21 protein-coding genes are annotated in these 20,181 nt (G+C 55.0%); 8 read left to right on the forward strand and 13 right to left on the reverse strand.

Annotation, left to right across the window (positions count from 1 at the left end):
- Positions 1-148 precede the first annotated feature (148 nt).
- The 9 genes from msrQ to mrcB form a co-directional block, all read right to left on the reverse strand.
- On the reverse strand, positions 149-769 hold the full coding sequence (gene msrQ / locus JBE38_RS19380; RefSeq protein WP_090365833.1) for a protein-methionine-sulfoxide reductase heme-binding subunit MsrQ: 621 nt from the start codon (positions 767-769) through the stop codon (positions 149-151).
- Positions 769-1,782: a protein-methionine-sulfoxide reductase catalytic subunit MsrP gene (gene msrP / locus JBE38_RS19385; protein ID WP_205344920.1), complete on the reverse strand. Its 1,014-nt coding sequence runs from the start codon at positions 1,780-1,782 to the stop codon at positions 769-771. Before msrP ends, msrQ begins: the two co-directional genes overlap by 1 nt.
- Before the next feature lie 63 nt (positions 1,783-1,845).
- Positions 1,846-2,703 (reverse strand): CDP-diacylglycerol--serine O-phosphatidyltransferase, encoded by an 858-nt coding sequence (gene pssA, locus JBE38_RS19390; protein ID WP_060752232.1) that lies wholly within the window; start codon positions 2,701-2,703, stop codon positions 1,846-1,848.
- Positions 2,704-2,849: 146 nt separating this feature from the next.
- Positions 2,850-3,866: a ketol-acid reductoisomerase gene (gene ilvC / locus JBE38_RS19395; protein ID WP_060752233.1), complete on the reverse strand. Its 1,017-nt coding sequence runs from the start codon at positions 3,864-3,866 to the stop codon at positions 2,850-2,852.
- Positions 3,867-3,912: 46 nt separating this feature from the next.
- On the reverse strand, positions 3,913-4,404 hold the full coding sequence (gene ilvN / locus JBE38_RS19400; RefSeq protein WP_003176102.1) for an acetolactate synthase small subunit: 492 nt from the start codon (positions 4,402-4,404) through the stop codon (positions 3,913-3,915).
- A gap of 2 nt (positions 4,405-4,406) precedes the next feature.
- Positions 4,407-6,131, reverse strand: a complete 1,725-nt coding sequence (locus tag JBE38_RS19405; RefSeq protein WP_090365838.1) for an acetolactate synthase 3 large subunit — start codon at positions 6,129-6,131, stop codon at positions 4,407-4,409.
- A 431-nt stretch (positions 6,132-6,562) separates the two neighbouring features.
- Positions 6,563-6,892, reverse strand: coding sequence for a YqcC family protein (locus JBE38_RS19410; RefSeq protein WP_060752234.1), 330 nt, complete (start codon positions 6,890-6,892; stop codon positions 6,563-6,565).
- Positions 6,892-7,623 (reverse strand): hypothetical protein, encoded by a 732-nt coding sequence (locus tag JBE38_RS19415; RefSeq protein ID WP_205344921.1) that lies wholly within the window; start codon positions 7,621-7,623, stop codon positions 6,892-6,894. The genes JBE38_RS19410 and JBE38_RS19415 overlap by 1 nt, the downstream gene beginning before the upstream one ends.
- A 16-nt stretch (positions 7,624-7,639) precedes the next feature.
- Entirely contained in the window at positions 7,640-9,964 is a 2,325-nt protein-coding gene (mrcB, locus tag JBE38_RS19420; RefSeq protein WP_104995984.1) for a penicillin-binding protein 1B, read from the reverse strand.
- Between the two features lie 118 nt (positions 9,965-10,082).
- On the opposite strand from mrcB, the gene JBE38_RS19425 reads away from it, so the two are divergent.
- From JBE38_RS19425 to JBE38_RS19435, 3 genes are all read left to right on the forward strand, one after another.
- Complete coding sequence (locus JBE38_RS19425; protein WP_205344922.1) at positions 10,083-11,639, forward strand: AAA family ATPase; 1,557 nt, start codon at positions 10,083-10,085, stop codon at positions 11,637-11,639.
- A gap of 93 nt (positions 11,640-11,732) precedes the next feature.
- Positions 11,733-12,077, forward strand: a complete 345-nt coding sequence (locus tag JBE38_RS19430) for a pentapeptide repeat-containing protein (RefSeq protein WP_104995986.1) — start codon at positions 11,733-11,735, stop codon at positions 12,075-12,077.
- 206 nt (positions 12,078-12,283) lie between these two features.
- Positions 12,284-12,556: a TfoX/Sxy family protein gene (locus tag JBE38_RS19435; protein WP_010562703.1), complete on the forward strand. Its 273-nt coding sequence runs from the start codon at positions 12,284-12,286 to the stop codon at positions 12,554-12,556.
- Positions 12,557-12,812: 256 nt separating this feature from the next.
- On the opposite strand, the gene JBE38_RS19440 is transcribed toward JBE38_RS19435, so the two are convergent.
- From JBE38_RS19440 to JBE38_RS19450, 3 genes are read right to left on the reverse strand one after another with little or no spacing between them, the layout of a single operon-like run.
- Positions 12,813-13,571 carry a heme ABC transporter ATP-binding protein gene (locus tag JBE38_RS19440; RefSeq protein ID WP_446731250.1) on the reverse strand — a complete coding sequence of 253 codons (759 nt, stop codon included), beginning with the start codon at positions 13,569-13,571 and terminating at the stop codon, positions 12,813-12,815.
- An 8-nt stretch (positions 13,572-13,579) separates the two neighbouring features.
- The gene (locus JBE38_RS19445; RefSeq protein WP_205344924.1) at positions 13,580-14,617 is read right to left on the reverse strand and encodes a FecCD family ABC transporter permease; all 1,038 of its coding nucleotides are present in this window, start codon (positions 14,615-14,617) and stop codon (positions 13,580-13,582) included.
- Positions 14,614-15,492, reverse strand: coding sequence for a heme/hemin ABC transporter substrate-binding protein (locus JBE38_RS19450; protein ID WP_205344925.1), 879 nt, complete (start codon positions 15,490-15,492; stop codon positions 14,614-14,616). The genes JBE38_RS19445 and JBE38_RS19450 overlap by 4 nt, the downstream gene beginning before the upstream one ends.
- 195 nt (positions 15,493-15,687) lie before the next feature.
- On the opposite strand from JBE38_RS19450, the gene JBE38_RS19455 reads away from it, so the two are divergent.
- Positions 15,688-16,005: a Rieske (2Fe-2S) protein gene (locus JBE38_RS19455; RefSeq protein ID WP_090365820.1), complete on the forward strand. Its 318-nt coding sequence runs from the start codon at positions 15,688-15,690 to the stop codon at positions 16,003-16,005.
- Positions 16,006-16,050: 45 nt separating this feature from the next.
- On the opposite strand, the gene JBE38_RS19460 is transcribed toward JBE38_RS19455, so the two are convergent.
- Positions 16,051-16,356: a c-type cytochrome gene (locus JBE38_RS19460; RefSeq protein WP_143038179.1), complete on the reverse strand. Its 306-nt coding sequence runs from the start codon at positions 16,354-16,356 to the stop codon at positions 16,051-16,053.
- A 492-nt stretch (positions 16,357-16,848) separates the two neighbouring features.
- Between JBE38_RS19460 and JBE38_RS19465 the strand changes: the two genes are divergently transcribed.
- From JBE38_RS19465 to JBE38_RS19480, 4 genes are all read left to right on the forward strand, one after another.
- On the forward strand, positions 16,849-17,286 hold the full coding sequence (locus tag JBE38_RS19465; RefSeq protein ID WP_161548360.1) for a hypothetical protein: 438 nt from the start codon (positions 16,849-16,851) through the stop codon (positions 17,284-17,286).
- 142 nt (positions 17,287-17,428) lie between these two features.
- Complete coding sequence (locus JBE38_RS19470; RefSeq protein ID WP_090365815.1) at positions 17,429-18,727, forward strand: FAD-dependent oxidoreductase; 1,299 nt, start codon at positions 17,429-17,431, stop codon at positions 18,725-18,727.
- A 55-nt stretch (positions 18,728-18,782) separates the two neighbouring features.
- The gene (locus tag JBE38_RS19475; protein ID WP_090365813.1) at positions 18,783-19,565 is read left to right on the forward strand and encodes a hypothetical protein; all 783 of its coding nucleotides are present in this window, start codon (positions 18,783-18,785) and stop codon (positions 19,563-19,565) included.
- Positions 19,566-20,087, forward strand: a complete 522-nt coding sequence (locus JBE38_RS19480; protein ID WP_143038177.1) for a hypothetical protein — start codon at positions 19,566-19,568, stop codon at positions 20,085-20,087. It begins immediately after the preceding gene.
- Positions 20,088-20,181 lie beyond the last annotated feature (94 nt).

Raw genomic sequence — 20,181 nt, forward strand, 5'->3', positions numbered from 1 at the left:
CCCTACCAACTCCTTCTGGGCTTCGATGAACTGAAGCCATTCGCTGCCTAAATCTTCGTAACCTCTTGTTTACCAAGGAGTTTTAAGTTTCGACTGCACCGGAAGTGGGGCGAATTATAGACAGATACAATTTGCCGTCAAGCAATAATTACGTTTTTGTTGCAGAGGGGGCCTTTTTCGCAATAAGACGAGGGATCCGGCGCATCACTGGAGGCAAACGCAACATTAAAAGCAGAGCACCTATAGATGCATAGATAGCCCATTCCTTCAGATCAGCCCGCACGATCCACAGCATATGCAGCAAACCGAGCCCCAGAATGACATACACCAGACGGTGCAGCTTCTTCCAACGGCTACCCAACCGGCGCTGGCTATAGCGGTTTGAGGTCACCGCAAGCACCAACAAGGAAATGAACCCCAGCGCACCGACAATAATGTAAGGCCGCTTACGCAGCTCCACTCCCAATTGCGACCAATCAAGCCCAAGGATAAACACGCAGTAAGCCGCCAGGTGCAGAACCACATACGCAAAACACCAGAGTCCCAACTGTCGCCGCACCGCAATCCACCCGGCCCACCCGCTAAGCTTCTGCAGCGGTGTCATGCTCAAGGTGATCAATAGCAAGATCAGCGTCCCAAGCCCCAACCGATCCATCAGCACTTTCCCAGGATCAGGCCCCAGCACAGAACGCCATGCTTCATACAGCCAGTAAAACGGCCATATCGCCGCCGCTATAAAAACGCCAATGCGCCAGATGGGATAACGCATCAATAGTTCTTCCGCAAATCGAGACCTGTATAGAGAGAAGCGACCTCATCCGAATAGCCATTGAACATTTGCGTTTCGCGCACATTCGGACTGAACAAACCGCTCGGCAAGCGCCGCTCCCGCGCCTGGGTCCAGCGAGGGTGATCGACTGTAGGGTTCACGTTTGCGTAGAACCCATATTCGTTGGCCGCAATACTCTGCCAGGTAGTCTTAGGCTGTTCGCTCACCAAGCTGATCCGCACAATGGACTTCACACTCTTGAAGCCATACTTCCACGGCACCACCAAACGCAATGGCGCGCCATTCTGGTTAGGCAACTCCCGCCCATACATGCCCACAGCAAGGATCGCCAAGGGATTCATCGCCTCATCCAGGCGCAGCCCTTCTACATAAGGCCAATCGATCAATCCGAAACTCGACCGCTGACCCGGCATACTCTTAGGGTCCTGAAGCGTTTCAAAACGGATGTATTTGGCATTTGATGTCGGCTCAACCTGCTTGAGCAAAGCAGAGATCGGAAAACCGATCCACGGAATAACCATCGACCACGCTTCAACGCAGCGCAAACGGTAGATCCGCTCCTCCAATTGATAAGGTTTCATGAAATCTTCCAAGGCATAACGCCCCGGCTTCGCCACCTCGCCGTCGATGACCACACTCCAAGGTTCGGTCTTGAGTGAGCCTGCGTTCGCCGCCGGGTCGCCCTTGTCAGTACCGAATTCATAAAAGTTGTTGTAGTGGGTGGCATCCTTGAACGGCGTAATAGCCTCGTCCTTTACCGTAACCGCCTGCCATTTGGCTCCCGACAGCTTTTCGGCAAACCAGGCCGGCGCCTTGCCCGGCTCAACATCAGCATAACGCGAAGCATCACCAGCACTGGCCCAACGCGGCAGAACAGTGGCGGCGATGCCGGCCAGCGCACCACCGAGCAAGCTACGACGAGAAAGGTAGAAGGATTCAGGCGTGACATCCGATTCGTGACAATCGGAGGCTTTGGGAAGTTTGATTAACATGGCTACTCCGCAGTGTTGGAGGACTGATGCACCAATAGACTGCGGAGTATGGGGGAAATTACATTAAGGCAACGTTTTGTCCCGACGCAGATGCAGTAAATACTGAATCGGCCCCGAAGCCGCGTAAACCAGGAAGGCCAGCAGCAGAATGCGCGGTGGATCGCTGAAAACTACGGCGAACACCAATACCACTATCAGGATCGCCACAAAAGGCACTCGCCCCTTGAGGTCGAACTCCTTGAAGCTGTTGTACTTGATGTTGCTGACCATCAGCATGCCGGCCGCAGCCACCATCAAGGCCACCAGGAACGACATTTTCGAACCCTGGATGCCGTAGTCGCTGAATGCCCACACGATACCCGCGACCACTCCCGCAGCAGCAGGGCTGGCCAAGCCAATGAAGTAACGCTTGTCGGCCGTTCCCACCTGAGTGTTGAAACGCGCCAGGCGCAAGGCAGCCCCCGCGACATAGATGAAGGCAACCATCCAGCCGACCTTGCCCATATCACCCAGTGCCCAGGCAAATGCCAGTAACGCTGGAGCAACGCCAAAGGCAACCATGTCCGATAGTGAATCGTACTCTGCACCGAAGGCGCTCTGAGTATTGGTCATGCGCGCCACACGACCATCAAGGCCGTCGAGCACCATGGCGACGAAAATCGCGATGGCAGCAAAGCCGAAATACTTGCTGGCACTCGCCGCATCACCCGCCGCCAAGGCGCTTTGGGCACTCATGGAATTGATGATGGAATAAAACCCGGCAAACAGGTTCGCCGTGGTGAACAGGTTGGGCAGAAGATAGATACCACGATGCCGGACCTTGCGGCCTTCCGCGTCATGCCCTTCTTCGACATGCTCATCGATCGGCAGCAGGCTTTCGGCGTCAGAAGCCTGGTTTGGCTCTTCGGGACGTTCGCTCATGGACTTTACCTTACAACGGTGTGAAAAAAATTCGACAAGTACTTGCGGCGAGTGTTCGCACGCAAAGGATGCAGCTTTATACCAGAACCCGTCCTCCCAAACGAAAAAACGCGGCCTAGGCCGCGTTTTCTCTTGATACATACGACTTAGTTTTTGGCTTTGTCGACGATCTTGTTGGCACCGATCCACGGCATCATGGAGCGCAGTTGCTCGCCGATGACTTCGATACCATGAGCGGCGTTGTTACGACGCTTGGCGGTCATCGAAGGGTAGCCGGTTGCGCCTTCGCTGATGAACATTTTGGCGTATTCGCCGTCCTGAATACGTTTCAGGGCGTTGCGCATAGCCTGACGGGACTCGGCGTTGATCACTTCCGGGCCAGTCACGTACTCGCCGTATTCGGCGTTGTTGGAGATCGAGTAGTTCATGTTGGCGATACCGCCTTCGTACATGAGGTCAACGATCAGCTTCAGTTCGTGCAGGCACTCGAAGTAGGCCATTTCCGGCGCGTAGCCAGCTTCAACCAGGGTTTCGAAACCGGCTTTTACCAACTCGACGGTACCGCCGCACAGAACGGCTTGTTCGCCGAACAGGTCAGTTTCGGTCTCGTCCTTGAAGGTGGTTTCGATGATGCCGGTACGGCCGCCGCCCACGCCGGAAGCGTAAGACAGTGCAACGTTCTTGGCGTTGCCCGACGCGTCCTGGTAGATCGCGATCAGGTCAGGAATACCACCGCCTTTGACGAACTCGGAACGTACGGTGTGACCCGGGGCCTTCGGCGCGATCATGATCACGTCGAGGTCGGCGCGCGGCACAACCTGGTTGTAGTGAATCGCAAAACCGTGGGAGAAGGCCAGGGTGGCGCCCTTCTTGATGTTCGGCTCGATTTCGTTCTTGTACAGCGTGGACTGGAACTCGTCCGGGGTCAGGATCATGACCACATCGGCAGCAGCTACGGCGGAAGCCACGTCAGTGACTTTCAGGCCATGGGCTTCAGCCTTGGCAACAGTGGCCGAGCCTTTGCGCAGGCCGACAGTCACGTCAACGCCGGAATCTTTCAGGTTGCAGGCTTGTGCATGACCCTGGGAGCCGTAGCCGATGATGGCGACTTTCTTGCCCTGGATGATCGACAGGTCACAATCTTTATCGTAATAAACTTTCATGAGGTTCCTCTATATATCCAGGCCGTAAGGCCATTCGCTAATTTGGTTAGATGCTGAGTACTTTGTCGCCACGGGCAATCCCGGTGACACCACTGCGTACCGTTTCCAGAATCGAGGCCGTCCCGATCGATTGGATGAAGCTGTCCAGCTTGTCGCTCGTACCGGTCAGTTGAACGGTATAAACGCTGGCACTCACATCGACGATCTGCCCGCGATAAATGTCGGTGGTGCGTTTGATCTCGGCACGTTGAGCACCCGTGGCCTTGACTTTAACCAGCATCAGCTCGCGCTCGATGTGGGCACTTTCCGACAGGTCGACCAGCTTGACCACTTCGATCAGCTTGTTGAGGTTCTTGGTGATCTGTTCGATGACCTCATCGTGACCCACGGTGGTCAACGTCAGGCGCGACAGGGTCGGGTCTTCGGTTGGCGCCACAGTCAGGCTTTCGATGTTGTAGTTACGTTGCGAAAACAGGCCGACAACACGAGACAGAGCGCCGGGTTCGTTCTCCAAAAGCAGGGAGATAATATGCCGCATGATTAAGTACGCTCCGTCTTGTTCAACCACATGTCACGCATAGAGCCGTCTTTGATCTGCATCGGGTAGACGTGCTCGCTGGTATCCACCTGAATATCGATGAACACCAGGCGGTCCTTCATGGCGAACGCCTCTTCCATCTTCGGCTTCAGATCTTTCAAATCCGTGATGCGAATGCCGACGTGGCCATAGGCTTCAACCAACTTGACGAAATCTGGCAGCGACTCCATGTAGGAATGGGAGTGACGGCTGTTGTAACTCATGTCCTGCCACTGACGAACCATGCCCAGCACGCCGTTGTTCAGGCACACGATCTTCACCGGCAGCCCGTACTGCAGGCATGTCGACAGCTCCTGGATATTCATCTGAATACTGCCCTCACCGGTGACGCACGCGACGTCGGTGTCAGGGAAGCTCAGTTTCACACCCATGGCGGCAGGGAAACCAAAGCCCATCGTGCCCAGGCCACCGGAGTTGATCCAGCGGTTAGGCTTGTCGAACTTGTAGTATTGCGCGGCGAACATCTGGTGCTGGCCCACGTCGGAGGTCACAAAGGCGTCGCCCTTGGTCACTTCGCACAGGGTCTCGATCACGGTTTGTGGCTTGATGATGCTGCCGTCGCCCTTGTCGTAAGGGAACAGGCCGCGGTCACCGCGCCATTCGTCGATCTGTTTCCACCAACTGGCAACGGACTCTTTGTTCGGCGCCTGTCCGATGTCCTTGAGCGCGGCAACCATTTCGGTCAGTACGCTTTCCACTGGCCCCACGATCGGCACATCGGCCTTGATGGTCTTGGAAATGGACGCCGGGTCGATGTCGATGTGGATGATCTTGGCATTCGGGCAGAATTTGCTCGCGCCGTTGATCACTCGATCATCGAACCGTGCGCCTACAGCCAGAATCACATCGGCGTGGTGCATGGTGAGGTTGGCGGTGTAGCTGCCGTGCATACCGAGCATGCCGACGAACTGACGGTCCGTTCCCGGAAACGCGCCAAGGCCCATCAGGGTATTGGTGACCGGCAGGTTAAGCAGTTTGGCCAGTTCGGTGAGCGGTGCTGAACCGCCCCCCAAAATCACGCCACCGCCCGAGTACAACACAGGGCGCTTGGCCGCCAGGAGCATTTCTGCCGCCTTGCGGATTTGACCCGAATGCCCACGAACGGCCGGGCTGTAGGAACGCAGCTTGGCTTTCTTCGGGAAGACGTATTCGAATTTTTCCGCCGGGTTGGTCATGTCTTTCGGGACATCGACCACCACAGGGCCCGGGCGACCGGACTGTGCAAGGTAGAAGGCCTTCTTCATGACTTCCGGGATTTCCGACGGATGCTTGATCATGAAGCTATGTTTCACGATCGGCCGGGAGATACCGATCATGTCGGTTTCCTGGAATGCATCGGTACCCACCATGGTGCTTGGCACCTGGCCGGAAATGATCACCATCGGGATGGAGTCCATATAGGCAGTCGCGATGCCGGTAATGGCATTGGTTGCGCCTGGGCCGGACGTTACCAGTACCACGCCGGCTTTACCGGTGGCACGGGCGTAACCGTCAGCCATATGGGTCGCGGCCTGTTCGTGGCGAACCAGGATGTGGGTAACAGCCGGTTCCTTGAACAGTGCGTCGTAAACATGCAGCAGAGCACCACCTGGGTACCCGTAGATATAGTCGACGCCTTCGTCACGCAAAAAGCGGACGAGCATCTCACCACCAGATAAAAGCTCCACGTTGTTCACCTCTAAAACGCCAGAATACCGTCCGTTGAAAACCGACGGGTCTTAATAGGTTTACTTCTCAACAGAGCATGAGCGACGGTGGTCGCCGACTACGTCAGCACTGACTGAGCAAGTATTGGGATCGTCCCAAGTGTTGCGGGCTTTTCCCACCCAGCGCGAGGTAACGCGTTGCGGGTGTTACAGGTCGGCGCGGATATGCGCCTCATGATCTGCCGAGCGGGCCTGCTTCTGGCAGTCCCGATACAGCGGACTTTGGATTCTTCTGTTTCAGCCCCTTCAAGTCAAGCAATAATTGCGCTTTTTTCCAACTAAGCGCACGAGAACGTAGAAGAAAGGGGTTTGAGGAGGGATAAAACTCGCCTGAATGTCGTCAAGCGGTAGAAATATGCGCAAGACTGCCGGAAAAACCGGCAGTCAGGCAATTAACGAGCGTCGACGATCAGTTGGTCGAACTTTTTCAGCGCATCACGCAAGCCAAGGCTCTCCGACGGCCGATCGGCATAGACCATCTCAGCCATCTCCAGGATTCCCGACGCGTTGGGCAGCGGCAGGTCCTGCTCGAGAATCTGCTTCATGCGCACCAGGAAGATCCATTGCAGCCACTGATGGAAATCCAGGGTATCGACCGAAAAAGGCTCGGTGCTGCCAAGCGCCTCGGCGCTGGGTGGCACTTCGTCCCACCAGCCCTGCACACGCAATTCGCGCTCAATCAACAGCAACTGTTCGGCAATCGCGGGAAAACGTGCATCCATCAGAGGCTGACCTTGGCTTTCTGCCGCGCTTGGGCGGCACCGGCGGCATCACCTTGCGCCGCACGCGCATCACCAATCAACGCCCACAAGTTGGCCTGCAGGTCAGGGCGACCGTTTGCCAGAGTCAGGCCACGACGGGCGAACTGTTCGGCTTGCGGTGCATCCCCCTGGGCCAAACGCACCTGGGCGAGTCGATACAGCACTTGCGGCTCGCGAGGTGCAACACGTTGGGCACGCTCAAGGCTCGACGATGCGCCGTTCAGGTCACCACCGGCCTGCTGTTGCTGGGCAGTGGTCAGCAAAGCCAATACCGGCCCGTCCAGTTGCTCGTCAGCCGACAGGCCGCCGGCATTCGACGATGGAATGCCGCTCGGCGCCGAAGGCGGCATGTTGTAGGTGCCCTGGTTGATCGGTGCGGCCTGGATCGGCGTCGAATCCACTGGGCCCGAAGTGCTCGGCCCTGGCGTCCACGGCTCGGCACTGATCGGCGCCGAGGTAGCAGCGCCCGCACCCGGCACCATGACGACCACGCCCGAATCCTGCGGCACCGCTTGAGGGGCCTGGGCGGGACGCTTGACGACGGTCTGGCGGAAACCGCCGTTGGCCGAAATCCGGTCGTTATTGGAAACGGTCGTGCTCGAATCCACTACGGGAATGGAGCCACGTTGCACACTGGAGCAACCGTTGAGCAAAGCCAGAGCTGTAATAGCTGGAATCCACCACTTGTTCACTTGAAACCCTCTTTGCTTAATTCATCCAGCCCTTGACCCAATCCATCACCGACTCCGCATCAGCAGGCGCACTGCCACCGCACGCGGCGCCAGGTGGTGGCTCGCTGCCGCGAATATACGGCATCTGTACCGCACCCGGACAGTTGGCATCGGAACCCTGGCCGGTGTGCGGATCAATCCATGCCTGCACGATATTGTCCGGCTGCGGCATGTTCAACGGCAGCGGGTCGGCCTTGCGCATGAAACTGGTCCAGACCTGCAATGCACCAGTGGCACCGGTGAACGGCGTTTTGCCGTTGTCATCTCGGCCCAGCCACACCACCGCCAGCACATCCTGGCCGAAGCCGGCGAACCAGCTGTCGCGAGAGTCGTTACTGGTGCCGGTCTTGCCCGCCAGCGTCAGGTTGGACGGCAATACGCTATAGACCGAGCGCCCCGTACCTTCACGCATTACGCGCTGCATGGCGTTCTGAATCAGATAGATGGAGCCCGCGTCGAAACGCTGCTGGATCTGGAACGGATAACGTTTGAGCGGCTCACCGTCGGCGGTCAGTACGCTGCGAATGCCGCGCATCGGCGTATTGAACCCCCCGTTGGCGAGGGTCTGGTACATCGTGGCCACTTCCATCGGGGTCATCGCACCGGCGCCCAGCAGCATCGATGGGAACGCCGGGAACTCACGGTTGATGCCCAGGCGCCCCAAGGTTTTCAGCACGTTCGGCACGCCCACTTCAAGCCCGAGGCGCGAGGTGGAAATGTTGTAGGAATGCGCCAGGCCTTGATACAGGAACACCGTGCCGTGGGAGCGGCGATCGAAGTTCTGCGGCGTCCATACCTGGCCATCGGCACCCTTGACCGACAGCGGTTCATCCGACAGCCAACTGGTCAGGGTGTATTTGCTTGGTTTCTCCAAGGCCGTCAGGTAGACCGCAGGCTTGACCAGCGAACCGATCGGCCGCACGGCATCCAGCGCACGGTTGAAACCGGCGAAACTGGCTTGGCGACTGCCGATCATGGCCTGGACTTCACCGGTTTCCGGGTTGGTCACAACCATGGCCGCTTCCACTTCATCCGAGCCCTTGCGACCGGTCAGGCGCTTGAAGGTGTCGTTGACGGACGCTTCGGCCTTCATCTGCAGAATCGGGTCGAAACTGGTGAAAATCCGCAAGCCTTCTTCGGTCAAGTCTTCGTCGCGGTAGTCTTCACGCAATTGGCGTTTGACCAGGTCGATAAAGCCTGGGAAGGAACTGTCGGCAAGCTTGCCGCGAGTAGTCACACCCAGTGGCATTTTCTTCGCCGCAGCCACCTGCTCGGCGGTAGCGACGCCCTGCTGTTCCAACACATCGAGCACCAGGTTGCGGCGCTCAAGGGCGCGCTCCGGGTTACGACGCGGGTTGTAATAGGAAGGCCCTTTGACCATCCCCACCAGCAACGCGACTTGATGCAGCTTCAATTCGGACAACGGCTGGCCAAAGAAGAACTGGCTGGCCAAGCCAAACCCGTGCACAGCACGCTGGCCATCCTGGCCGACGAATACTTCGTTGAGGTACGCCTCAAGGATTTCCTGCTTGCTGTAGTGCAGCTCCAGCAACATCGCCATCATGGCTTCGGTGAGTTTGCGGGTCAGGCTGCGCTCGTTGGTCAGGTAGAAGTTCTTGACCAATTGTTGCGTGAGCGTACTGCCGCCCTGAGTCATCTTGCCGCCGGACGTGTTGACCCAGATGGCACGGGCAATCGACTTGGGCGACACGCCCCAGTGGCTGTAGAAGTCGCGGTCTTCTACCGCAACCAGGGTTTCCAGCAGATACGGTGGCACCTGATCGAGCTTGATCAGGATGCGATCTTCAAGGTTTTTCGGGTAAATACCGCCGATCAACAGCGGTTCCAGGCGGACTACAGGCAGTTTCGAGCCATTGAGCGACGAAAGCTCGGCCACATAATCGCCGGAGAAGCGTACGCGCACCGGCTGGGCTTTTTCCAGACCCTCATAGAACTGGAAGCCACGGGTGTTCAAGTCGACGGTATTGCCACTGACGGCAGCCGCACCCGGGCCGTTGCTTACGGGTTCGCGACGATAGCCCAGCGCATCGAGCTCAGTGAGGAAGTCATCCTTGCTCAGCTTCTGGCCGGTGAACAGCTCCAGCGGGCGAGCGTATACCTTGGCCGGGATGGTCCAGCGCTTGCCGGAGAACTTCTCCTGAACCACAGCGTCGAGGTACACCGCGAAGCCGGCAAGCACCACAAGGCCCACCAGGCTGAGCTTGAGCGCCCAGCCCAACCAGGGACGCAGGCCGCGGGAAGGAGGTTTTTTACGGGAACGGGGAGATCGGGTTCGAGTCATGGCGGCGGATTATACGCACTTTATTGATGATCAACATGAGCCGGACAGCGGTTTGCACGACCGGCTGTAGCCGCCATAATGCCTGCCATGATTTCTCCCAGACTTTGAAGGATCGCCCGTGAGCCAGTCCCTGATCGCTGCCCTGCAAAACCCGGCTTTATACCCTCACCCGGTTGAAGCGTTTCAAGTCATCGAGACCCATATTTCCTGGGTGATACTGACCGGCGCTTATGCTTATAAGCTGAAGAAACCAATGAACTTCGGCTTTCTGGATTTCACCAACCTGGCTGATCGCGGCCACTTCTGTCGTGAAGAACTGCGCCTCAACCAGCGTCTGACCAAAGATTTGTATCTTGAAGTGTTGCCTATCACCGGTACCGCTGACGCCCCGAAAATCGGCGGCGACGGCCCGGTGATCGAATACGCGCTGAAAATGCGCCAGTTCCCGCAAAGCCAGATGCTCAGCACGTTGCAGGCGAACGGCGAGCTGACCAGCGCGCACATCGATGAAATGGCCAGGCAAATCGCGCACTTCCACCTCAACGCGCCGAAAGTACCGCAAGACCACCCTGCCGGCACCCCGGATGAGGTGATGGCACCGGTACGCCAAAACTTCGAACAGATCCGCCCGTTCCTCAGTGACAAGGCCGACCTGGTTCAACTGCAAGCGCTGCAAGCCTGGGCCGAAAGCAGCTTCGAACGCCTCAAACCACTGCTGGCACAACGCAAGCTCGATGGCTTCACCCGCGAATGCCACGGTGACATCCACCTGGGTAACGCCACCTTGATCGATGGCAACGTGGTGATCTTCGACTGCATCGAATTCAATGAACCGTTCCGCTTCACCGATGTGTACGCCGACACCGGCTTCCTGGCCATGGACCTGGAAGACCGCGGTCTCAAATCCCTGGCCCGACGTTTTATCAGCCAGTATCTGGAATTGACCGGCGATTATCAGGGCCTTGAAGTCCTGAACTTCTACAAAGCCTACCGGGCCCTGGTACGCGCCAAGGTTGCGCTGTTCAGCATGCCGAGCGAAGCCGACCCGGTGCATCGCGCTACCACTCTGCGCCAGTACCGTAACTACGCCAACCTGGCGGAAAGCTACAGCACCATTCCGTCGCGCTTCCTGGCAATTACCCATGGCGTTTCGGCCGTCGGCAAAAGTCACGTCGCCATGCGTCTTGTTGAAGCCCTGGGTGCCGTGCGCCTGCGTTCGGACGTCGAGCGCAAGCGCCTGTTTGGTGAGCAGCAGATTGAAAACACGCCGCAGGCCGGAATCTATAGCCAGGACGCCAGTGCTGCGACTTACGCGCGCCTGAACGAAATCGCCAACACTATATTGCGCGCGGGCTTCCCGGTGGTGCTCGATGCCACTTTCCTGAAGCGAGAACAGCGTGACGCAGCCGCCAAGATAGCCGAAGCCACGGGCGCGCCTTTCCTGATTCTGGACTGCAATGCACCACAAGCCGTTATCGCCAACTGGTTGGCGCAACGTCAGGCAGATAAAAACGACCCGTCTGACGCAACACTCAACGTTATTGAAGAACAGCAAGCCCACCGCGAACCGCTGACTGCCGAAGAACTGCTCCTGAGCAAACGCGTAGAAACCAATGAGAGCGGAACGCTCGACGCACTCGTGGCGCACATTCGCCAGCGTCTGCCCGGCCTGTAAGAAATATTTCTTGGTCGTGTCACCGACCTACGGTGCACGGCCAAGAAATAGTGGCACTATAATGGCATTATAAATCCAATCGGAGTCGCCATCATGAGTCAGCCCAAGCTTCTTGATACTCCGCTCTTCGCTCTCCTGCATAAAGACGATATCCGCGGCTTTAACCAGGAGCGCCCCAAAGAGGGTGTCATCAACCTGCGCGGTGGCGACTTCCGAGGGCTGGACCTGCGCGACCTGAACGCCACCGGCGTGGACTTCACCGATGCCTATTTCCGCTCGGCCGACCTGCGCGGCCTGGATCTACGCGACTGCTCGCTGGAAGGCGCCAGCCTGGCGCATGCGCAGATCTCCGGCACCTACTTTCCAGCCGAATTGACCGCCGATGAAATCCTGATGTCCGTCAACTTCGGCACCCGGCTGCGCTACCGCACCAAGTAACAGCGCCTGCCCCCCCTCCCCCCGGCACGCCCTCAAGCGCGCCGGTATTCCTCGCCTGCTTGTGGCTGAAGCGTGTTCGTCACTCTTATAGCTTTTCAGCCGTTTCTGCCCAATGAACTACGCTTTTCCTACTGAGCGCTACACTCCTTTCAGGCTTGCCTGGTCACGATACCCACCGCACCATTCGGCCGTCGCAAGGAGGCTTGATGAACGATGAGCTGCAACACCTGAAAAACCTCGGCAAGACCTCCGCGCAATGGCTGCATGCAGTGGGTATCCACAGTGCGTCGGATTTGCGCCGCCTGGGAGCGGTTGATGCCTACCGCGCCGTGCGGACTCGTGGCTTCCGGGCCTCGAAAGTACTGCTGTATGCAATCGAAGGTGCATTGATGGATGTGCACTGGAACGACATCCCCGCGGAGCGCAAGGAGGCGCTGAACCGTCAGTTGGATGCGATTTCAGCGCGCCAGAAGAATTAGATCGGCCACAAACCCCAAGGTTTACAAGCGTTCCAAACAGCTGTTTGAGAAAATTCGATAGGCAGCCAAAACAACTGTTGACTCACAAATGAGAATCGTTATGATTATCACAACTGATCGCGAGATCAGCCGATAACTGAAAGACCCTTGGTTCGGACTCTCAGATTATCTCCTCATCAGGCTAATCACGGTTATTTGACCCGGCTCTTGCCGGGTCTTTTTTTGCCTGATGAAAGCCGCCAGTGAAAGGCTGATTTCAACGCGCAATAATCAACGGATGCCCGAGTTCCGGATGCGGCTGAACCAGCACATCCAAGCCAAACACGGCCTTGAGCAATTCCGGCCGCAACACGTTTGATGGTGTGTCCAAGGCCTGTGGGCAGCCGTTTTCCAGCAACAGGATACGATCGCAGTAGCGAGCCGCCAGGTTCAGATCGTGCAGAATCACCAGTACGGCCGCCCCTCGATCGGCAAAACGGCGGATGGCCTGCAGCGTCGTGTGTTGATGCAGAGGGTCCAGCATCGATGTCGGCTCATCCAGCAGCAAGGTTTGACCCGCTTCCCCCGGCCATAACTGCGCCAGCACTCGTGCCAGGTGTACACGTTGACGTTCGCCGCCGGACAACGCCAAATAGCTGCGACCACTCAAATGCCCGACATCCGCCGCGTGCAAGGCTGCGGCGATGATTTCATCATCGCGCACCCGTCCGGTCTGATGGGGCAAGCGGCCCATGCCCACGACCTCTTCGACACGAAAAGCGAAGTCCAGGGTCGACGTTTGCGGCAACACTGCCAAACGCTGCGCACGATGCGGGCCACTCCAATGCGTCAACGCCTGCTCAGCCAGCCAGACGCTGCCTTGGTCCGGATGCAGCTCCCCGCACAACGCACCGAGCAAGGTACTTTTACCGGCGCCGTTGGGCCCCAGCACACCGAGCAGTTCACCCGGCAACAGATCCAGCGTGATATCCGTCAGCACCACCTTGCGCCCGCGCCGAATCTGCAGCCCTTCCACACGCAGCATCAGGCGCGCCCCCGCAACAACAGATATAAAAAGAACGGTGCGCCAATGAACGCGGTCACGATACCGATCGGCAGCTCTGCGGGTGCCAAGGCCAGGCGCGCCACCAAGTCCGCAAACAACAGCAAACTTGCGCCTGCCAGTACCGAGGCCGGCAACAACACCCGATGGTCCGGGCCCGCCAGCAATCGCACCAGATGCGGCACTACCAGGCCGACAAAACCAATCATCCCCGCCGCCGCTACCGCAGAGCCCACACCCAGCGCGGTGCAGAACACCAATTCGCGCTTGAGCCTTTCAACATCAACCCCAAGGTGACTGGCCTCTGACTCACCCAGCAATAATGCATTCAATGCTTTCGCCCGGCGCGGCAACCACAGCGCGACACCGACACTCACCAACAGCACCGGCCACAACCGTGAATAGCTCGCGCCATTGAGACTGCCCAAGTTCCAGAACGTCAAGGTGCGCAAGGTGGCGTCATCCGCCAGGTAGGTAAACAGCCCCACTGTCGCAGTGGCCAAGGCAGTCAACGCGATACCTGCCAACAGCATTGTTGCGACGTTTGTTTGACCGTTGCGCCGCCCCAGGCGGTAGACAATAGCGGTCACTCCCAAACCACCAAGAAACGAAAAAAGCGACAGTAAATAAGGTCCGAGAGCCTCGGGCAACGAGCCGAAAAAAGCACTCCCGACAATCGCGATCGCCGCGCCCAGTGCAGCGCCACTGGAGACTCCGACCAAGCCAGGATCGGCCAGCGGATTACGAAACAGCCCTTGCATGGCGACACCCGACAGCGCCAACACGCCGCCCACGGCGAGACCAAGAAGCGTACGCGGCAAACGAATTTGCCCGAGGATCAATTCAGCCTGTTCCAGACCTTGCCCATCGATGGGCAAGCCGAGCAGACGCAATGCCGCCCTCAACGTATCCATCAAAGGCAAGCTGACCGGCCCAAGCGCCAAAGACAACCAGAACGCCACTACACACAGCAAACCAAGAAGGATAAATAAAGCACGGGGCTTGACTAATACAGTCATGGAGCTGGTTCGGCCTGGGCAGGATAGAATCCTGCGGATAGCAACATCAGACTATGCGGCAAACGCGGCCCCAAACCGCCCACCAACAATGTCGGATCCAGTTCGATCACTCGTCCATGCATGGCCGCCGGGGTCGATCTCAGGATTGGATTCTCTTTGAATAATGCTGCTTGCGCCTCCTCACCGGTCAATGCGCGGTCGGCAAACACCAAGACGTCAGGGCTCAATCCTGCCAAGGACTCCACCGAAAATGGCTTGTAGCCGGTATGCGTAGCCAAATTGTTGCCACCGGCATGCTGCAATATCCAATCGGCCGCTGTATGTTTGCCCGCGATAAGCAGTTTACCGCCCGAATGTCCGAGCAGCAGCAGCACCCCAGGTGCACTCACTGCGGTTTGCGCCTTGGCCACCCAGGATTTCTGACGATCCAACTGCTGTTGGAAATCTGCAAACAGCAACGTAGCCTTGGCTTCGCTGCCTAACAAGTTGCCCAAGCGCTTCAAATTGGCCTGCAAAGCCAGGAGATCCGGCTCGGCGGAAAACAACTCCACCCTCACACCAGCACCACGCAGTTGCGCCAATACGGGCGGCGGCCCCATCTCCTCGGTACCGACGAGGATCTGCGGGCTCAGGCTGAGAATGCCTTCAGCCGACAGCTGCCGCTGGTACCCGATACTCGGCAACGCCTTGAGCGACTCCGGATGCTGGCTGGTGGTGTCGACACCCACTAATTTGGATTCAGCCCCCAGAGCTACGACCCACTCGGACAATGCGCCGCCCACGCTCACCAAGCGTAGAGGCACTTGCCCAGCCTGCGCCAAAGGGTTGAGCAGCAATCCCACGACAAGTGCAATAGCGCTGGCGCTTAGGCGCATAACAGGGTTTCCTTAATGGCAGTGCGGATGATTCGCTCGACAACGTGGCAATTGAGTCATACCCGTCACGGTGAAACGTAGAATGACTAACGCCAACGCATACATTTGATAATTGTTTGCATTTAAGGTCAAGCGGCACGCTTAGGGGCGAGCAGCTTTAAGGCAAAGGCCGAGCGGTCGTACCAGAGGATAACTATGAGGTTCGTTTGCCCATCCGATGTGCTCGCGCAAAACGCTAGCCTCGGCTTCGATATAGATGGCCAAAAGCTGTTTGGGGTGCGCCGGGAGGGTACCGCCTACTTTTACGTCAATCGCTGCCCACATCGCCGCGTGCCACTGGAATGGAAGCCCGACCATTTTCTAGACCAAAGTACCAGTTTAATCCAGTGCGCCACCCACGGTGCGCTGTTCCTGATAGAAACCGGAGAATGTGTCTCCGGCCCTTGTGTTGGTCAAAGTCTAATCGTCCTGCCCAGCAGGGAGGACGAAAAGGGCTTATGGGTGCAGATATAACTTGATCGGATAAGCTTAAACAAACTACTCAACCAGGCTGATAATTTATTTTATTTCACTGAAGTACTCTGCCAACATTTCAATTTTCTCGTCATCAATATCTTTCATGATTCGGTTCATCACCGTACCGGACAAGACCTTTTGCTTGTAACCTTGCATCGTAGTACGAAGAAACTCTTTCGAGCGCCCTTGCAATGGGGGAATATTACCAGCCACCCCGCCTCGCCCTTCAAACCCATGACAGTTAACGCAACCATTACTCGTCATGACACCGGCGAAATTTTCATCTGCCACTATTGTATTGGCACAAAGAAAAAACGGCAAAATCATTAATCTGCTGTTGAATATCAATCTATTACATCCTTGTACAGTGATTAAACTATCAAGACCTCACCAAGCAAACGTCATACCTGCCTGAACAACCCCCTATATCAATCGCACAAAACAAAAACCAGAAAATCGAGCCGATTATAAAACCAAAACACGAACTGCAGTCTAAACAACAGCGCACGACCAAAACAAGGCGCTCCATATAAACACTGTTTAATTTATCGTGCCAAATCTCATAACGTCAAGGGCAGCAACCACCACAGAAGCGTCGGCCAGAAGTGTATCAATAGCGAATTATACGCATTGATAGTCACCGCAAATGATCACCAGATCTATACACACAAAATGAATTTGCACAGATACACATTCTGAAACACCTTAAAACTTGCCGACCATAAACGCGTTAGCTTTAACTAGCGACCAGCCTAAAAATTTTGCAATGATTAAGACAAAGCAATTTAATTAGGCCGCACATCACCATCGAATAATGCAAGAACGCGGAAAGGGAATTTCATGAAACGACGCATGACGCTGTCTTTAATATCAATCGCACTCAGCCTCGGTGCCACTCAAACCATCGCCGAAAATAGTCTGGAAAACTTAGCGCCTCAAAAAGCTGTGGTCATAGTGTTCACTCCCCCTACAGGCATGGAAAAAGAATTCCTTGAATCTTTTACAAAAGAGCAAGCCGCGAATTTTTCAGCGCACGGCAGTCGCGACAAGAAAACGACTGAGTCCATCAACCTCATTCCGACAAAATTAGGTGAGCCGTTAATTCATATCACAATCCTCAAAGATAAAGCGACCTACGAAAAAACCTACCAAGCATTTGGCCCAAAAGAAAACAGGGGCGCTTATGTGGGCAAGCATTCGGAAAAATACGGCGACCTGAACATCCCTAAAGTATACTTGCAAAACTCGCAATCTTACTTTGCAGATGTCGTCAGATAAGCTCCTCTTCTTTTCCCCATATAAAGATTCGCTGCCTTGTTCAATCAAGAATGCTTAAACCGGCCTTTAACCCGATTAGCGTTATGTAAGCTTGGCCTAGACAAGCACGCACTATGTAGAATGCGCGAATTCGGAAAATACAATGATAGATGATCGACGAACCCTTCTTAAATGGCTGATCACAGGTGCCGGAATAGCTGCATTGGATGCGGTGGCAGGCCCCTCGACAAAGATTGCACATACAAAAACTTTTAACGTTGTCGTAGTAGGTGGTGGGTTTGCAGGTGCCACATTCGCTCGCACGTTAAAACGACTAATGCCCAATACTGCAATAACGTTGATTGAGGAGTATCCGGAATACTTCTCGGGCCCCCTCAGCGCAGAGTACCTAGTAGGAAAACGTAGTGAAGAGACATTAACGTTTGACTATACAAAACTTATATCCGAAGGAATAAACGTCGTACATGAGCGCGCGCTGACAATTGATTCCGCTAAACGAGTAGTAGAAACAGAGCAGTCCACCTACCGGTACGACAGATGCATCGTCGCTGCTGGTATCAGCTTTGATTTTGAATATATAAAAGGTTATAGCAAAGCGCTCGCCGATGTCTTTCCACATGCATGGAAAGGCAAAGAACAGTTGAGTAACCTAAAGAACCAACTGGATGAAATGCCAAACGGCGGCACGGTTCTGATGTCTTCCCCTAACACAGAGTACAGGTGCCCGCCGGGCCCGTATGAACGGGTGAGTCAGATTGCGGAATACCTGAAAGCGCACAAACCAAACTCGAAAATTATCTTCCTTGACTCCAAAGAGAGATTTCCCAAGCAAGCACAGTTCGAATTGGCCTGGAAGCAGTTATATGGATATGGCACCGCGAAAAGTATTATTACTTGGATTGGCGCACAACAAGGTGGAACGGTTACAGAACTGAGGGCGGACACTCGAGAGCTTGTTTGCCAAGCCGGCATATTCAAAGGAGACGTCATCAATATTATTCCCAGACAAAAAGCCGATCTTTTCACTGATGCAAACGGCCTGACTGGCGATAACGGCTGGTGCCCGGTAAATACGCAGACATTTGAATCATTGAAGATCCCGAACGTTCACGTCATTGGTGATGCCGCAGATGCTCACAGCTTGCCAAAATCGGCATTTGCGGCCACGTGTCAAGCACGGGTCTGTGCCCTGGCGGTGTACTCGCTATTCAATAAGTTGCCTCCTATGACACCAGAATACATGAATGTTTGCTTCAGCCTCTGCGCCACTCATTACGCCATTTCGGTGACAGTAAGCTATCGCCAAAATCCACAAACAAATAAAATCGATGTCATCTCGACAAATATCACACCACTCGACGCCCCGAAAACTCAATACATAAGTGAAGTACAGTCGGCCTATGCAATGTTTAACAGCATGGTAATCGGCGCCTTTGGCTAATTCATGAAGTGTGAAGTGACGATAAATGGATTTTCAAAAATACGGATATTAATTCATGGTCTCTATCAAGGAAACAGACTTTTTAGCTACCCTAACAAGTATGGGAATCGCTTACACACTTGCAGTAACGGGCTCAACAGCCAGAGGGGAGGTACGCAAGAATACCTCTCGGTACGACTACGTATCGGACATTGATGTACTTTGCCTCGTAGCCCCTAAAGATATACAGCAAACCCTGCTCTGCAAATGCCTCTGCGAGCAAGGAAGCTCGCTCATATTAATGAGCAGTGAAGCTCTAAAATCCCCCTCGAACGCGGTTCTTTGCATGGAGCCTGATTGGCTTGGGAAAAATGGTCTTTTTTTAAGCAGACCTGACTTTGCCGGATTCCGCACAGCTGAGTTCCTGGCCTACCAGACGCAGCCTTTGGCGTATTATAAAGCCCAATTGAATAATTCAAAAACACAGATCGAGCGTAGACTTTATAGCAAAATTTGCATTACCTGCTTAAAACTACTTTATCTTTCTGAAAACTTAGAAAAACGCAGTTTCGTATTCGAACATGAACTTAAACTTTACAACTTCCCCAAAGTAAATGCCACGCTTGTGAAGAACATTATCAACAGAGAACTTCCAGACGATCTATTGCAGTCTGCCGCACAGCACTTAGAAAACCTAGTTTCACAGTGCTCGCTCATTACTGAAAGTGCAGTTTCCCTTGACTCAACGGCTCTCTACTTCTCAGATAAAAATCAGAATGCCGACAAAATAATCGAAGCCGTGTTCGTCGAAAACAACAAGCTGAGCAGAGCAGAAAGCTTATTTTTAAAGGCCAATTGAATGATAGATATAATAGCGACCCTTGGCCCTGTCGGAACCGACTCACACATCCAAGCTGCGCGCGTTGGATCTACTGTCTCACTTCACTCTACCTTTCATGCTGCAATTGAGCATGCGAAAAAATTTAGAACTGGATTATTGGTACCTGCGGGTTTTAGAGAAGACCGTGACGGAAAACAATTTTCATGGGTGGACTTTCACTTTGAGTATTTAGATTCTTTTGAACTCCAAAGTGTATGGTTTGAAAAAACATTACCCATGGGGTTACTGCACAAATCTTATGATTCGATTGCACTCCATCCTTCGACGTGCTCACTGATAACCGACCTGGACGCCTACAAGGAAATCAAATACACCCGATCAAAAGTTGATGCTTACCAACGTTACAGCCAAGGAGAGGTTGCCTCGGTGTTGGCAAGCACTTCGATGTTTAATCAAATATTTGATCAACCTTATATTAAATCCCGGTTCAATCCAACAATGGTCTGGTGTCTTTACAGAACGCTGACTTGTTTGACGTGAGCACTGTTTAACAGGCAGCCAACTCTCTGCATACTCGAGGACGGTGCAATCCCTGCGAAAACTTCAGCTCCGGACACAATTAAAAGGAAAGGCA

It is taken from the genome of Pseudomonas sp. ICBG1301, assembly GCF_016918385.1.
Taxonomy (GTDB): domain Bacteria; phylum Pseudomonadota; class Gammaproteobacteria; order Pseudomonadales; family Pseudomonadaceae; genus Aquipseudomonas; species Aquipseudomonas palleroniana.